This window comes from Streptomyces liliiviolaceus, from assembly GCF_018070025.1.
Lineage (GTDB): Bacteria > Actinomycetota > Actinomycetes > Streptomycetales > Streptomycetaceae > Streptomyces > Streptomyces liliiviolaceus.
Map to the genome: position 1 here is coordinate 4,394,189 of NZ_JAGPYQ010000001.1, position 14,300 is coordinate 4,408,488.

Consider the following 14,300-nt stretch of genomic DNA (forward strand, 5'->3'; position numbering starts at 1 on the left):
CGCTGGTGCCACTTTCTGACCGGCAGCACGAACGGTTACCGCAGAGCCCGACCGCTGGCTGACACCAGGTGATCGCCCCGAACAAAGTACCGACCGGCTCGTCCTCGCCGGCATCGTCACCGGCAACCGCCTCACGCCCTCCACCCACTCGCACTGACCGAGGCCCTTCCCCGGTAGGACGCTGTACGAGGTGCCGGGCAGCTCACATCACCACGTGCGGTGGCCATCATTCAGTCGCCAGCCACCATTTCGCAGATCAAGTGCCAGCCCCAGGGCTGTCCGCGCGCAGAGCGTCCCGAGAATGATGCTTCGACTACGAGCGGCCCAGGCCGCGCCTCAGCGGCGGAGACCACGGTGGCACAGCCGTGGTGCGCAGCGGCCCCGGACCGGCCAGAGGCCGCTCGGTCGTGGTGGGGCGCAGGCGAGGGCTTTCGGGTTTTCGGCGCTCGGTGCGCTGCCTCCCTCTACAGTGCTGAGCACGGTATTCGGGGGCGAGTTCGGGGGCACGGGGCATGGCACGTGTGGTGGCGGTGCACGGGATCGGCAAGCAGACACTCGGGGAACAGTCGCTGCGTCGGCTGTGGTTACCGTCCCTCAACGACGGCCTCACCCGCGCCCGGTCCGGCGCGGTCAGCCTGCTGACGGAGCGGGACCTCGCGGTGGCGTTCTACGGCGACCTGTTCCGCCCCCGCAGCGAGTTCCTCGCCGCCGGTGATCCTCCCTACACGGCTGCGGATGTCGGCGAGGGGCTTGAGCAGGAGCTGCTGCTGGCCTGGTGGCAGGCGGCCGCCGACAGCGATGAGGCCGTGGTCCCGCCCGGCGCGGACACCCTGGTCGCCACGCCCCGGTCGGTGCAGGCCGCGCTGCGGGCCCTGTCCGGGTCGCGGTTCTTCGCCGGCGTCGCGCTGCGGTCCATGGTCTTCGACCTGAAGCAGGTCAGTCGCTACCTCACCGACCCCGACCTGCGCGCCGCAGCGCTGGCCCAGGTCACCGACCAGATCGGCGACGACACGCGAGTCGTGGTCGCGCACTCTCTGGGCTCGGTCGTCGCATACGAAGCCCTGTGCGCGCGTCCGGGCCATCAGGTGCGGGCGCTGGTCACGATCGGCTCGCCGCTGGGCATCGAGAACCTGATCCTGCACCGGCTCCAGCCGCCCCCGGTCACGCTCGGAGGGCGGCCGCGCGGGGTGTGGCCGGGCAGCGAGCGGCTAGTGTGGACGAACCTGGCCGACGGCGGGGACGTCGTCGCCCTGGTGAAGGACCTGCGCCCCTCCTTCGGGGACAGCGTGCGCTGCGCGGTGGTGCACAACGGCGCGACGGCGCACGAAGCGACCGCCTACCTGACGGACAAGCTGTGCGGACAGGCCATCGCGGACGGCCTCGCATGAGCGGCCCCAACGACGGCAGCACGCACGATCTCCGCCAGCCGCGCAGGTACCTGATCGCGACCGCGGTCGCCCACTACTCCAAGTGCGCCGACTGGGACCGGCCCGCGCTGGTTGAGGCACGCGAGCAGATCATCGCGCTGTTCACGCAGGAACTGGGTTATCACCACCACACGACGCTCGGCCTGGACCCGACCCGCGCCCAGCTCACCGACCACCTGAGGGCGTTCTGCAGGTCGGACGACCGCCGCGAGGACGACCTGGTCGTCATTTATATCTCCGGTCACGGCGAAGTCGTCGAGGACGGCCACGAGCACGTGCTGCTGATGGCCGACACCGAACCGGACGACGTCTCCTACACATCCCTGCCGACCGCGGACCTCGTGCGGGCGCTGCGCGGCACCAAGGTCCGACGGCTCCTGCTGATCCTGGACACCTGCTACTCCGGGCAAGGCGGCAACGAGCTCGCCGCCTCCGCTCTGGAGCGTCTGGGCGCGCAGTGGGCGCCGAGCGCGACCAGCCCGGGGCTGGTCGTGGTGTCCTCCGCGCAGCCCAACCAGCAGGCGAGGGCGGGGCTGTTCCCGCAGTTACTCAGTGAGGCGGTCGGAAACCGGGCCACCGCCGGCCACGCGCCGACCCACCTGTCGGTGTCCGCGGTGGTTGAGCAGATGAACAAGCATCCCGACCGGCCCGGCTACCAGCACATCAACCTTTCCCTGCTCGGGCTGACCGGTGAACCGCCCGATTTCTTCACCAACCCGCGGCACAACGTCCGCCTCACCGACGTGGACCTCGCACTGCAGGACGCCGCCGAGTTCGACGCTTACGCCCTGCAGCGGGAGACCGAGTTCTCCTCCCGCTTCCTGGTGCGCGCGATGGGCTACAGCGGGAACGCGGGCCAGGGCTGGTGGTTCTGCGGCCGCCACCGGGCCCTGGCCGAACTCGCCGCCTGGCTCAACCAGACCACCGACACCGCGCAGGACCTGCTCTTCGAGGCCGACGTTCCCGTGGGCGAGTGTGTGCGGGTGGTCACGGCGGGCCCGGGGTCGGGCAAGACGGCCGTGCTCGGCCTCGTCGGTGCCCTCACCATGCCCGACCGCCGCCGCACCGTTCCCCTCGATTCCCTCGGCCTGGATGCAGATCTCATTCCCGCCGAGAGCAGCATCGACGTCGTCATGTATGCCCAGAACCTCACCGACAGTCAGGTCCTGGCTGGTCTCGCGGCCGCCGCCGGTTTCCGGTGCACCACCGTCGGTGAATTCCTTGAAGGCGTGGACGACAAGTACCGGAGCCGCGGGCGGCCGTTCACCGTGCTGATCGACGCCCTGGACGAAGCCGCCACCCCCGCCACCTTGTGCTCACAGATCGTGCGGCCCCTCATCGAGCACGCCCGCGGACGCATCCGCCTCCTCCTGGGAACCCGCCCCTACCTGCTCGACTGCCTCGGCCTCAGCAACCGGCCAACACACCGCGACGGCCCGGTGATCGACCTCGACAGCCCCCGCTACACCGACCGCCAGGCGCTGCTGGCCTACACGATCCGCAACCTCGTCCAGAGCCACGCCACCTCCCCCTACCGCAGGCCGCCCTTCTCCGACCGGCCCGAACGGTTGCGGCCCATCGCCCACGCAGTCGCCGACGCCGCCGGCACCTCGTTCCTTGTCGCCCGCTTCGCCGCGTACACCCTCGCCTCCGCCGACATCGCGGTACCCGACCCGCACGACGCCCGCTGGCGCGCCAGCCTGCCCCGCCACGCCGGACAGGCCATGCGCGACGACCTCGCCCAACGCCTGGGCCCCGACGCCCAGCGCGCCACAGACCTCCTACGCCCCCTCGCCTACGCCGAAGGCCAGGGCCTGCCCTGGGAAGACATCTGGGCACCCCTCGCCACCGCCATCTCCGGCCGCCCCTACACCGACGCCGACCTGCTCTGGCTGCGCCGCAATGCCGGCTCCTACGTTGTCGAAGCCATCGAGAACGGCCGCTCTGCCTACCGCCTCTATCATCAGGCACTCACCGAACACCTCCGCGAGAACACCGACGAGGCCGCCGTCCACAGCGCGTTCGTCGACACCCTCACCGACCAGGCCCCCTACCGCGGCGATGCCACCCGCGACTGGTCCCGCGCCCACCCCTACACCCTCCACCACCTCGCCACCCACGCCGCCACCGCACACCGCATCGACGACATCCTCACCATCCCCGAATACCTCGTCCACGCCCACCCACCCAGCCTGGCGCCGCACCTTCACCACGCCACCAGCAGCCAGGCACGCCTCACCGCAGCCGTCTACCGCATGAACTACGACCGGCATTCCGCCGTCTCACCCAACCTGCGCCGCACCACCCTCACCCTGAACGCCGCCCGCGCCAAGGCAACAACACTTCTTCAGCAGCTCAACCAGTTTGCACAGCCCGGCGAATGGGTTCCTACATGGGCTACCGGCTACGACTTCACCCCCGCCCTACGCCATACCCTCCATGGACACGACAGCCCGGTGAACGCGGTGGCGTGCACCGTCCTCGACGACCACCCCATCGCCGTCATCGCGACCAACACCGGGTTCAGTCGCGGTGAGGTGTTCGTGTGGGATCTGGGCTCGGGCGAGCAGATCGCAGGCCCCTTCCGCCACGACGGCCCGGTCAGCGCGGTGGCGTGCACCGTTCTTGACGGCCGACCCGTCGCCGTCACCGGCACCGGGTTCAGTTCCGGTGAGGTGCTCGTGTGGGATCTGGGCTCGGGCGAGCAGATCGCAGGCCCCTTCCCCCACGACGGAACGGTCAGCGCGGTGGCGTGCACCGTCCTCGACGGCCGACCCGTCGCCGTCACCAGTACCGCGTACCGTCGCGGTGAGGTGCTCGTGTGGGATCTGGGCTCGGGCGAGCAGATCGCAGGCCCCTTCCGCCACGACGGAACGGTCAGCGCGGTGGCGTGCACCGTCCTCGACAGCGGACCCGTCGCCGTCACCAGCACCCGCACCCGCATCGGTGAGGTGTTCGTGTGGGATCTGGGCTCGGGTGAGCAGATCGCAGGCCCGTTCTTTCACGATGGACTGGTGAACGCGGTGGCGTGCACCGTCCTTGACGGCCGACCCGTCGCCGTCACCGGCACCAGCACCAGCTTTGGCATCGGTGAGGTGTTCGTGTGGGATCTGGGCTCGGGCGAGCAGATCGCAGGCCCCTTCCCCCACGACGGACTGGTGAACGCGGTGGCGTGCACCGTCCTTGACGGCCGACCCGTCGCCGTCACCAGCACCGGGTTCAGCCGCGGTGAGGTGCTCGTGTGGGATCTGAGCTCGGGCGAGCAGATCGCAGGCCCTTTCACTCACGCCCAACCGGTAACGACGGTGGCCTGTATCGTCGTTGACGAACTCCCCATCATCGTCAGTGGCTGCACCGACGGTGCCGCCCGGGCATGGCGCTTCTCCGCTACGCACGAGCGTGCAGGATCTCCGTCTTCCCTTCAACCGGTGAGTGCAATGGCGTGCACCGTTCTCGAAGGCCGATCCGTGGCCGTCATCGTCACCAGTACCGGGTTCAGCCGCGGTGAGGTGCTCATGTGGGATCTGAGCTCGGGCGAGCAGACCGCAGCCCTCTTCCGCCACGACGGACCGGTGAACGCGGTGGCGTGCACCGTTCTTGACGGCCGACCCGTCGCCGTCACCAGCACCGGGTTCCGTCGCGGTGAGGTGTTCGTGTGGGATCTGGGCTCGGGCGAGCAGATCGCAGGCCCCTTCCCCCACGACGGCCCGGTCAGCGCGGTGGCGTGCACCGTCCTCGACAGCCGCCCCATCGCCGTCACCGGCACCGGGTTCAGTTCCGGTGAGGTGTTCGTGTGGGATCTGGGCTCGGGCGAGCAGATCGCAGGCCCCTTCCCCCACGACGGCCCGGTCAGCGCGGTGGCGTGCACTGTCCTCGACAGCCGCCCCATCGCCGTCACCGCCGTCAGCGGTGAGGTGTTCGTGTGGGATCTGGGCTCGGGCGAGCAGATCGCAGGCCCCTTCCCCCACGACGGCCCGGTCAGCGCGGTGGCGTGCACCGTCCTCGAAAGCCGCCCCATCGCCGTCATCGGCACCGACACCGCAGTTCATATGTGGGATCTCCGGACACAGCGAATTGTGCAGCAGGTTGTTACGGCAGACCTTAGATGTCTGGGGGTTTGTCCCGACGGCCGTCTGGTTGTGGCATTGGGACGCGATATCGCAGTTCTGGAACGAGATGAGGGCCTTGCAAGGTGAGAAGGGTGCGGATCCTTTCGAGGGGCAGCTGAGCTGGGGAGACGCTGATCAGCAGTGTCGAGGCGGTGGCTTGCTTCTACCGTGGCAGGGTGGAGGTGGGGTGCCATGGTGTCTTTGCCGGAGGAGCTTGAGGCGCGGGAGGCTGCGGCTCGGCGGCGTGTCGAGGAACTGCAGGCCGAGGCCGCGGAGGTGGTCTCCCGGCTGGAGAAGGCTCGCGAGGACCTGTCCCGGCTGGAGATCACGCGGGAGACCGTCACGAAGGTACTGGCCGAGTTGTCGGCCACGGAGGCTGACGCCGAGTTGAACGTGCCGGCGGAGCTGCGGCAGGGCCCGGTCGGTGCGGCCGGCACGGCTCTAGGCCGGCCATTTCCGGGAAAGAATGAGGCTGGTCTGGTCGTAGTCACCGATGCTCTTCGACACGACCAGCCATCACCGCCCCCGGCCGGCCGGGGGCTTCGTGCGTCTTGGAGGAGTTCGCCGTGCCCGCCCACGAGGCACTGCCCCGCTTCACCACCGACCTGGAGTACCTCACCCCAGAACAACGCCGCCGATTCCGGCAGGCTGTCACCGCTTCGTCCACGACCTGTACGCCGATGGACGCTTCCGCGCGGGCCTTCGCCAAGCACCTCGGCGGGTTCCTCTGCACCGACGAACCCGCCTAGCCCATAGGCACCGGTCCTGCGGGACGCGTCACGTGGCAGTACGGGCCCGCACGTCGCTCCCGGCATCTTTCATGTGATCTGGCGCCGAATGGCCACCCACGACATCCTTACCGTCCCCTGGCCTGGGGTCAAAGGTCGGTGACAGTGATGTCGATGTCGACGCTGCCGTCGTCGGAGGACAGGGTGTACCTGCCGTTGCCGTTGAAGTTCTTGGAACCGCGGGCGAGGAAGTCGTCGCCGCTGAGTGCGTCGTACTCGTCGACGTAGGCGCCTATGCTCGCGATGTCGGACGAGGTGAACGGCAGGTTCATGGAAGGCGCGGCGCTCGCGCGGGCCGGAGTGGAGTTGCCCTGGTTCATTTGGGTCCAGACCCGGAAGGGCTGGCCGCTCTTGGTCTTCAGTTCGATCCACCCGTAGGGGTTGGGGTTGTTCTCGCCCGGGTTGTTGAAGGCGATCCTGATGTCTGCGCGCGCCTTGACCTGCGGGTAGGGCGGCGAGGCGGTGGCTGCGGCGTACTCGGTGCCTTTGAGGCCGGGCCAGAGGTCGGAGATGTTGCGGGCGCCGGTCAATGGTTTCCAGTTCTCGATGTCGAACTGCAGGACCTTGTCGGCCTTGACGAAGTAGCACTCCCGCCTGCTGTTGCCGCCCAGCGCGGAGGGCTCGACGACGTTGTAGACCACCGCGTCGATGCCCCGGTCGAAGCCGGCCTCTTTGAGCCCCGGCCACCGGTCGGCGATCGGGTAGGGGCCGCCGCTCACCTTGTCCGCACGGGGATCGTAGGTGATGTACTTGTCCCCCTTGAAGAAGATGTAGGTGTCCTCGAAGACCTGCGCGAAGTCGCCCCGGTGGTCGAGGAACGCGGCGTCGATGTCCCGGTCGAACCCGACGTCCTCCATGCCCGGCCAGTAGTGGGCGATGTCGAGCGGACCGTAGATGATCTTCTCGTTGGCGAAGTCGTACCGGACGTACTGGTCGCCGCGGAAGATGTAGACGTAGTCCTTCTCGGTCGGAAGCACCGGCACCGTCGAGATGACCGGCGGGTAGGAGAAGGGCACCATCGCGTCGACGCCCTGGGCGAACTGCGTGTCGGCCAGGCCCGGCCACCCGGCGGCGATGGAGCGCGGGCCGACGAACACGGTGTTGGAAGCGAGACCGTAGGACAGGTACTGGTCGCCCAGGAACATGTACGTGTCCCACTTGAGCTGGGAGCGGTTGAAAGCTGCCTGGATCGTCATTGATCCCTCCCTCGGAGCTCGGGGCGCAATGTCCGGCACAACCCGGTTGCTGTACCGCGCTGTCGCCCATCGGCCCGGAACCTAGGGGCACCGACAGACCAAGTCCAGAGAAGCCGGGGTGCCGATCGCGCCCCGGCGTCGACTGTGGGCCTTCTGCAGCCAGATGCGGCCACCGACTCGGGTGCGTCCGCCGATGCCCGCCGCACGACATGCCAGGTCACGCCAGGGCCACTGGACCCGGTGGAAACCTGAGGTACCGGCAGCCTGCACAATACATTTGTCTAGAATCGGCCGATACCACATCTTTCACAGCTGTATAGGCATACCCCTGCCGAGACGGACACCCGATAAGCCCGCACCGTGACAGAGCACAGAGTCGCGCACCATGCCCTGCTGAGAAGCTGTCCCGCTTCCTCGGCTGACCGTCACGCGGCGTGACGGTCAGCCGAGGAAGCGGGACAGCTTCTGACTCCGTCTGACCGGCGCCTTTGGACCCTTACGGCGACCGGTGTCTCCACTGCCCCGGCCCCAGGCCCCATCGTGCCCGGAAACCTGGGCACGGCCGCCTTCCGGTGGGAGGCTGGAAATCACTCCCTTCCAGATGCCGGGGGCGCCATGTTGAACTTGCGAAAGGCACTGGCCAAGAGCGGGATCGCCGCTGCTGCGGCCATACTCACCTGGAGCGTCGCGGCATGCGGAACTACTGAAAAGCCCCCCGGGCCGACGGACTTCCCGAGCGGTGGCGGAAAAGGCCCCAGTAAGTCCCTCCCGAGCGATGGTGGGAAGGGCACCAGTACGTCAGCATCAGGAGTCCCTTCCGACACTGGCGAGGTACCTCCGCCCCCAGAACCACCAACAAACACTCTTCCGAGCAAGAATCCGGAGCCAAACCCAACAGGTACTGAGCCATCGCCGACTTCTGCCCCTGAATGCAGCACCTCGCCCGCTCCCACCTCTTCAACGTCATGTCCCTCGCCCGCACCGGATGACTCCACATCCCCGGGACCTGATTCCTGAGGCAGCCGGATGGTCTCGTCACGCGCACCGGCCCCCGCGAGCGGTGCTCCAGGTCCGTCATCTCGTAGTCGACGCCGCTTGGTACGGCAGAGGACTGTGCGACGAGCAGCGCCAGCTGTACCTCCTCCTGCGGCCGGGCCTCGCCGAGTGCGCCGTGAGAGTCGCCGACGCCGCAGGCAACGTCCTCAGCCGGTGGCCGTGTGGAGTGGCAGCGGCGTTGAACTCGCCAACTCCGCTTTGGGCGCCGGCTCGTTCCTCGTGGGCCTGATGTTCTTCGCCGGGTTCGTCCACAGCAGCGTCTACTACGGGTACTTCCACCTGGAGAGCTCTGCCATCGGCTTTGACACGGTCGAACTCGCGCTGCGCAGCGTGCGGCTCGTGACCTTTCCCGTACTGATCACGCTGGCTGTGGCGGTGGTTCTGCCCCGCCTTCATGAACTGCTGCCGCTGCTTGGCGTTCCCGCCTACCTCACCCGGCGCGTGCGCCGTGCCGGACGGGCAGTGGCCCGGGCGTACCTTGCGTTCGTTGCCGCCGGGATCGGTCTGATGCTGGCATGGCGCACGATCCAGTCCTTCGCCTGGGCTGCTCCCCTGCTGGTGGCGTGCGGATTGGTCCTTGGGCAGACCAGCGCCGCAGCGCCCGCGGTGGCCAGGCCCAGACGTATGTGGGACCGTGCGCTTCCCGTGGCCGGTGCTGCACTGTTCCTCATGTGGGTCGTGGCCCTGTCGGCCGGGCAACTCGGCCGCCAGGACGCCGAACGGGACGCCGAACGGCTCGTCGAGCGTGTCGCCGTTCTCGTCCACAGCACCAAGCCGCTGAGCATCACCGGCCCGTCAGGACTGGTGATCGAGGACCTGGGCGAGGGACTGTACTACCGGTACCGCTACAGCGGGCTGCGCCTGCTGGTCGAGCGGGACCACCGCTACTACCTGCTGCCCCTGGGCTGGAATCACGACACCGACCCCACGTACGTCATCGACGACGACGAAACCATCCGGATCGAACTACGCCCCGGCACTCAGCCCCGCCGCTGACCTGCCGCGCACCGAAGTCGGTCATCGAGCCTGCACGCCAGAGCCCTCGTGCGGAATACGTCGACTGCGAAGCCGGTGCCGGCGGGCAGACCTTCATATCTGGATTGGTCACAAGTAGGAGAATGCGGCTCCCCCACCGGCAAGTCATAGACATGATCTGGGGATGGCCGGACTCGGGGGACGCCGCCAGCGGCGCAACTGGCAACTGACCGACGCCCTGTGCGCACTGCTGCTCATCGCGAGCGCCGCGTACACGGTCCGGCAGATCTCCCATGGCGGTCTGGAACCGTCCGACATCGTGAGCGTGCTGGGCTTTCTGCTGACCGCGGCCGGGTTCGTGGCCGGAATCAGGGCGCTGCGGAAGCCGCTGGAGGGCAACGACGCCGAACGTGCGCGGGGCCAGGCCCTGACCCTTGCCAGGCAGGTTGAAGCGGGCGAGAGCGCGGTCTGGCGGCAGTTGCTGGGTGACGACATCCGCCGCATCAACCTCACCTACATGCTGCACCCGGCCGCGGTCCGGCCGGCGGCGGCCCCGCCTGCCGGACGCCTGTCGGCCGACGGCCCGGGCCCGGCGACCGTGCCTGACATCGTCACCTACTACCGCGCCACCCGTCCCTCACGGCTGGTCATCACCGGCGCTCCAGGCGCCGGCAAGACCGTCCTGGCTCTGGAACTCCTGCTGGCCCTCACCGACAGCCGCACCGACGACGATCCGGTCCCGGTCCGAGTTCCGCTCTCCCAGTGGGACACCGACCGCCAGTCCCTGCCCGACCATCTCCAGCAGCGGCTGGTCGACGCCTACGACTGGCCCGCGGACCTGGCCGCCGACCTGATCCGCCACCACCTGGTGCTGCCGGTCCTGGACGGCCTGGATGAGATGGACCCCCTGCTCGCCGACGGCTCCCCCGACCCCGCCGCGCCCCGCGCTACCGCGGTCATCCGGGCCCTCAACCTGTACCAGCAGGGGCGGGACGCCGGACCGCTCATCCTGACCTGCCGCACCCGCCACTACGACACACTCGCCCCCGGCACCACCCTCCTGGACGCTGCCCGCATCGCCATCGCCCCCGTCACCACCAGCGACGCCTACACCTACCTGGCTGCCCGAGCACGCGACACGGCCCGCTGGCAGCCCCTGCTGGACCAACTGGCCGCCCACCCCGGCGGAGTTCTCGCGGCCGTGCTCTCCACTCCGTGGCGGCTGTGCCTGACCGCCACCGTCTACCACGGCGACGGCAACCCCGCCGAACTTCTCGCCCTCCCGAACGCCGACGCCCTGGACGAGCACCTCCTAGCCCGCTTCATCCCCGCCGCCACCCGCACCGCCCCCAACCCCCACGACTACACCCCCGAGGATGCCCACCGGTGGCTCCACCACCTCACCACCCACCTCGACCCCACCGGCACCCTCCAACCCGCAGCCCCCGCGCGCGCGGAAGCCACCGACCTCGTCCTGCACGAACTGTGGCCCTTCGCCGGACGCACCCGCGTCCGCGCCACCGACACCCTCATCAGCACCCTCACAGTCCTCATCACGCTCCCTCTCACCTGCATCCCCACCTCATTGCCATCAGGGCAACTCGCAGCTGCGGTCGTTGTGCTCGCCGTCGTGTTCGGAATGGCTGTTGCCCTCGGAGCCCCTACTCCCATGGGTCTGAACGACCTGTTCACAACCTTTCCGCCCCGCCGCAACATCGCGGCCGGACTCACGGGCGGGATCGTGCTCGGAATCACCGCCGGAATCAAGGCTGGCTTCACAGCCGGACTCACCATTGGAATCACGTTCGGGCTCATGGGCTGGGTCGTGCTCGGCTCTGGACCGCAGAAACCGGGCAGGCGCTGCAGAGCCCGGGATGTCATCAGGGACGACTGCTTGGCCGGGCTCACGTTCGCGCTCACGGTTGGGCTCACGCTTGGAGTCCTGTCCGGGTTCCGGTCCGGGCTCACGGGACTCGTGTTGGGGGTCGTGGGCGGCATGGCCGGACTCGCGGCCGGTTTTTCTACTTCACGCCGGTATGCAGTGTTCCTGCTCTGCTCGCGCCGCCGTCTGCCGCTCCAACTCGGCCTCTTCCTCGACTGGGCCGTCACCGCAGGACTCATGCGCTACAGCGGACCCGCCTACCAGTACCGCCACCGCGAACTCCAGCACTGGCTCCGTCGGCACCCCCACCCTCCCACCAGCACCTGACCGGCTGACCGCCTACGGCATCTGGGGTACCAGCAGCGTGGCTCCGACCGCCGTCCCAGTCACCTTCCTTTGACGAGTGCCACGCCGACCGCACCGCCGCGGCGGTGCGGTCGGCGTGGCACTCGTCATGACGGCGCAGGATCCGGCGGGACCAGGTTGGTCGGCTGGCACTGAACTGCCGCAGGCAACGCAGGACAGCCGCGGTCGGCGGGGTTCAGCAAGGAGGGTGGCCACCGGGGTGCGGCAGCCACCCTCCCGGGGGACGTACGGGCGGGCGGACCGTCGCTACACTCCCCCGCACGTTGCCTGCGCTGGGGCACCGTGGACATCCAGGGGGATCACCGTGCCGACTGCCACGTCCGTGAGCGAGGACGCGTTACGCACCATGCTCGCCGACCGCAGCGGCCTGCCCGCCGATACCCTTTGGGCTTCGGTCCATTTCGTGCCGCGCACTTTCGGGATGTCCTGGCCGCTGACCGGGGCCCGCGCCGAGGAAGTGCTGTCCGCCCTGCTCGACGAGCTGCGCCGCGTGCTGCCACCGCCCCTGCAGGACGAGCCGGACGGCCGCGGGCACCGCTACGTGTACCTGTCCGAGATCACCGACCGTTATGAACGCTGCGACACCCGCCGTATCCTCGACCGTATCCACGCGGCCGGACCTACTGCGGCCCGCCCGGCTTTCGGCGGCGAGGACTACCACCCGCGGTCCGAGGACGGGTGGGGCGCTCGCCCCTCAGCCGCCGCCGACCTCGAAGGCATACCGACCTGGGGCTGGTGGCGTGCGGTGCGTGCGGCCGGACCGCGACCGTACTACCGGATGCCCAACCCGTACGTCGGGGATGAGCCACCGCCGGTCGACCGCGCCCTCGATCTGCGCGGGCGCGCGGGAAACGATGCGGTCTACCGGGCGGCCCTGCTCACCGCCGTGCGCGAAGACCCCCGGCAGATCGACTGCTGGGCGCACCTGGGCAGTGACGCCTTCGAGCGCGCCGGGGGGACGATGTCGCCTTGTCCCAGGCTTTGGGCTTCTACCAGACGGCCGTCGCGGTCGCCGAACTGTCGTTGCCGCCGCTGTTCTGTCCTGGAGCGAGCTGGACAACCGGCCCTTTCACCGGGCCCTGCACGGCCTCGCACTGACGTGGTGGCGACTGGGTGAAACCAAGAAGGCGACAGCCGTCTTCAGTAACAGTCTGTGGACCAACCCCGACGACAACCAGGGCATCAGGTATCTGATCGGGCAGGCGAAGGCGGGCGTCGCGTGGACCACTGAGGAGTTGTAGCCCGCTCGGATTTTTCGTTGTGAGGCGTTCAGCGGCGAGTGACGGTGAAGCCGCTCTCGTTGACGGCGGCCGTCCACACGTCTCGGTCGAACCACTTCGTCATGTTCGGCTGCATGTCGGTGATGGCGTCCATCCGGGCGTTCCAGTCGTGCCCGGCCGGGCCGCGGTCACCGCACCCGCTGCAGCCGTCCTCGCCGTGGATGTGGCCGGCCATCCAGGCGTTGACCGCCACGTTGACGATGACCGCATACAGATCGCCGCCGCTCTGCGCCAGGGAATCCGGCACGCCGGCGAGGATCAGGGCCAGCTCGGGGTTACCGACCGGCGGCATCGGGGCCTGCCCGGCGCCTTTTTCGGTGCTGCTCTCCTGGTAGGACGACAGGCTCTGCGCGAGGTGGTCGGCCGTTGTGGCGGCGTCGAAGTAGCGCCAGGCAGAGCGCACCTGGATCCCGTGCCGCTCGGAGACGGTGGTGATCTGCTGCTCGATGGTGTCCGCCACAGTCGATGGCGAGAGGGTCACTTCGCGGCGGGCCAGTGCAGCGAGCGTCTGAGCAACAGCGTCCTTGAAACCTTTGGTGTTCCGCACGAACGCATCGTAGGGCTGCTGGTCGACCGACCTGGGTGCTTCGCCCGAACTGACCAGAGCGCTCGGGTTCCCTGGCCGGCGGTCTCTGGCGTGCTGCAAGCCGACACAAGTCGCCCTTGAGCGGGGCCGTGCGCTGCTCGCACCGCACACCGCGGGCCGGGCCGACAAGAGGTGAGAAGCGGTCCCCGGTGCCCGTCCTGTTCGTGCACGATGGGGTCGTGAGCATGAGTGCGGCGGGTTCTGCCGACGTCGAAGCAGGTTGGCAGGCAGTCCGTGACGACGGACGGGTGCGGACGGAGCTGCTGGAAGCGGCCTACGCGGAACCCTGCCTGCGGCAGCTTTTCCCCTGGACCGGGATGGGTGAACTTCACTTCAGCCGCTGCACCGGCGGGCGATGGACCTGGGACATCCCCTTCATCCAGCCTGCCGCCGGAGGGACCTACTGGGTCTCGGGCCCCCTTCGAACCCAGACGGTGGGTCCGGCCCTCACCGCCCAGGACGCCATCGTCATGGTGGTCCAACGCCTCCCCGCGGGGTGCGGTCCCGCTTTCCCTGGTACTCCCGAAGAACTCGCAGCTCACGAAGCCTCAGCACGGAAGCAGTAGACGAGCGACCAGTCGAAGAACTTTCCCATTGCGGGCCGTGCGCGTGAACAGGCGGGCCTCACTGCGACC

Annotated in this window: 9 protein-coding genes; 7 read left to right on the forward strand and 2 right to left on the reverse strand. The window is 68.8% G+C overall.

The genetic code is table 11. The features are described 5' to 3' along the window. Window positions 1-512 precede the first annotated feature (512 nt). The 3 genes from J8N05_RS19235 (at window position 513) to J8N05_RS47385 (ending at window position 6,285) form a co-directional block, all read left to right on the forward strand. A complete protein-coding gene (locus J8N05_RS19235) occupies window positions 513-1,388 on the forward strand; it encodes a lipase family protein (RefSeq protein ID WP_210884399.1) in 876 nt (291 codons plus the stop codon). Further along, a complete protein-coding gene (locus J8N05_RS47925) occupies window positions 1,385-5,623 on the forward strand; it encodes a caspase family protein (RefSeq protein ID WP_210884401.1) in 4,239 nt (1,412 codons plus the stop codon). The genes J8N05_RS19235 and J8N05_RS47925 overlap by 4 nt, the downstream gene beginning before the upstream one ends. 479 nt (window positions 5,624-6,102) lie before the next feature. After that, window positions 6,103-6,285, forward strand: coding sequence for a hypothetical protein (locus tag J8N05_RS47385; protein ID WP_247706341.1), 183 nt, complete (start codon window positions 6,103-6,105; stop codon window positions 6,283-6,285). A 128-nt stretch (window positions 6,286-6,413) separates the two neighbouring features. Here the strand turns inward: J8N05_RS47385 and J8N05_RS19250 are convergent, their stop codons facing one another. Then, window positions 6,414-7,520: a hemopexin repeat-containing protein gene (locus J8N05_RS19250; RefSeq protein WP_210884403.1), complete on the reverse strand. Its 1,107-nt coding sequence runs from the start codon at window positions 7,518-7,520 to the stop codon at window positions 6,414-6,416. Between the two features lie 1,209 nt (window positions 7,521-8,729). Here J8N05_RS19250 and J8N05_RS19255 point away from each other — a divergent pair. The 3 genes from J8N05_RS19255 to J8N05_RS19265 all read left to right on the forward strand — a co-directional run bounded on the left by J8N05_RS19255 (window position 8,730) and on the right by J8N05_RS19265 (window position 12,916). Continuing rightward, the gene (locus tag J8N05_RS19255) at window positions 8,730-9,572 is read left to right on the forward strand and encodes a hypothetical protein (protein WP_247706342.1); all 843 of its coding nucleotides are present in this window, start codon (window positions 8,730-8,732) and stop codon (window positions 9,570-9,572) included. Between the two features lie 163 nt (window positions 9,573-9,735). Next, window positions 9,736-11,760 carry an NACHT domain-containing protein gene (locus J8N05_RS19260; RefSeq protein WP_210884409.1) on the forward strand — a complete coding sequence of 675 codons (2,025 nt, stop codon included), beginning with the start codon at window positions 9,736-9,738 and terminating at the stop codon, window positions 11,758-11,760. Window positions 11,761-12,121: 361 nt separating this feature from the next. After that, on the forward strand, window positions 12,122-12,916 hold the full coding sequence (locus J8N05_RS19265) for a hypothetical protein (RefSeq protein ID WP_210884412.1): 795 nt from the start codon (window positions 12,122-12,124) through the stop codon (window positions 12,914-12,916). Between the two features lie 152 nt (window positions 12,917-13,068). Here J8N05_RS19265 and J8N05_RS19270 read toward each other — a convergent pair whose 3' ends face one another. Continuing rightward, entirely contained in the window at window positions 13,069-13,626 is a 558-nt protein-coding gene (locus J8N05_RS19270) for a hypothetical protein (RefSeq protein ID WP_247706343.1), read from the reverse strand. A gap of 224 nt (window positions 13,627-13,850) precedes the next feature. On the opposite strand from J8N05_RS19270, the gene J8N05_RS47390 reads away from it, so the two are divergent. Continuing rightward, a complete protein-coding gene (locus J8N05_RS47390) occupies window positions 13,851-14,231 on the forward strand; it encodes a DUF6193 family natural product biosynthesis protein (protein WP_247706733.1) in 381 nt (126 codons plus the stop codon). Window positions 14,232-14,300 lie beyond the last annotated feature (69 nt).

What these genes read in the sequence shown, in the direction of transcription:
- J8N05_RS47925 (WP_210884401.1), top strand. Translation starts at nt 1,385, where the DNA reads ATGAGCGGCCCCAACGACGGCAGCACGCACGATCTCCGCCAGCCGCGC.
- J8N05_RS19260 (WP_210884409.1), top strand. Translation starts at nt 9,736, where the DNA reads ATGGCCGGACTCGGGGGACGCCGCCAGCGGCGCAACTGGCAACTGACC.
- J8N05_RS47390 (WP_247706733.1), top strand. Translation starts at nt 13,851, where the DNA reads ATGAGTGCGGCGGGTTCTGCCGACGTCGAAGCAGGTTGGCAGGCAGTC.
- J8N05_RS19235 (WP_210884399.1), top strand. Translation starts at nt 513, where the DNA reads ATGGCACGTGTGGTGGCGGTGCACGGGATCGGCAAGCAGACACTCGGG.
- J8N05_RS19250 (WP_210884403.1), bottom strand. Translation starts at nt 7,520, where the DNA reads ATGACGATCCAGGCAGCTTTCAACCGCTCCCAGCTCAAGTGGGACACG.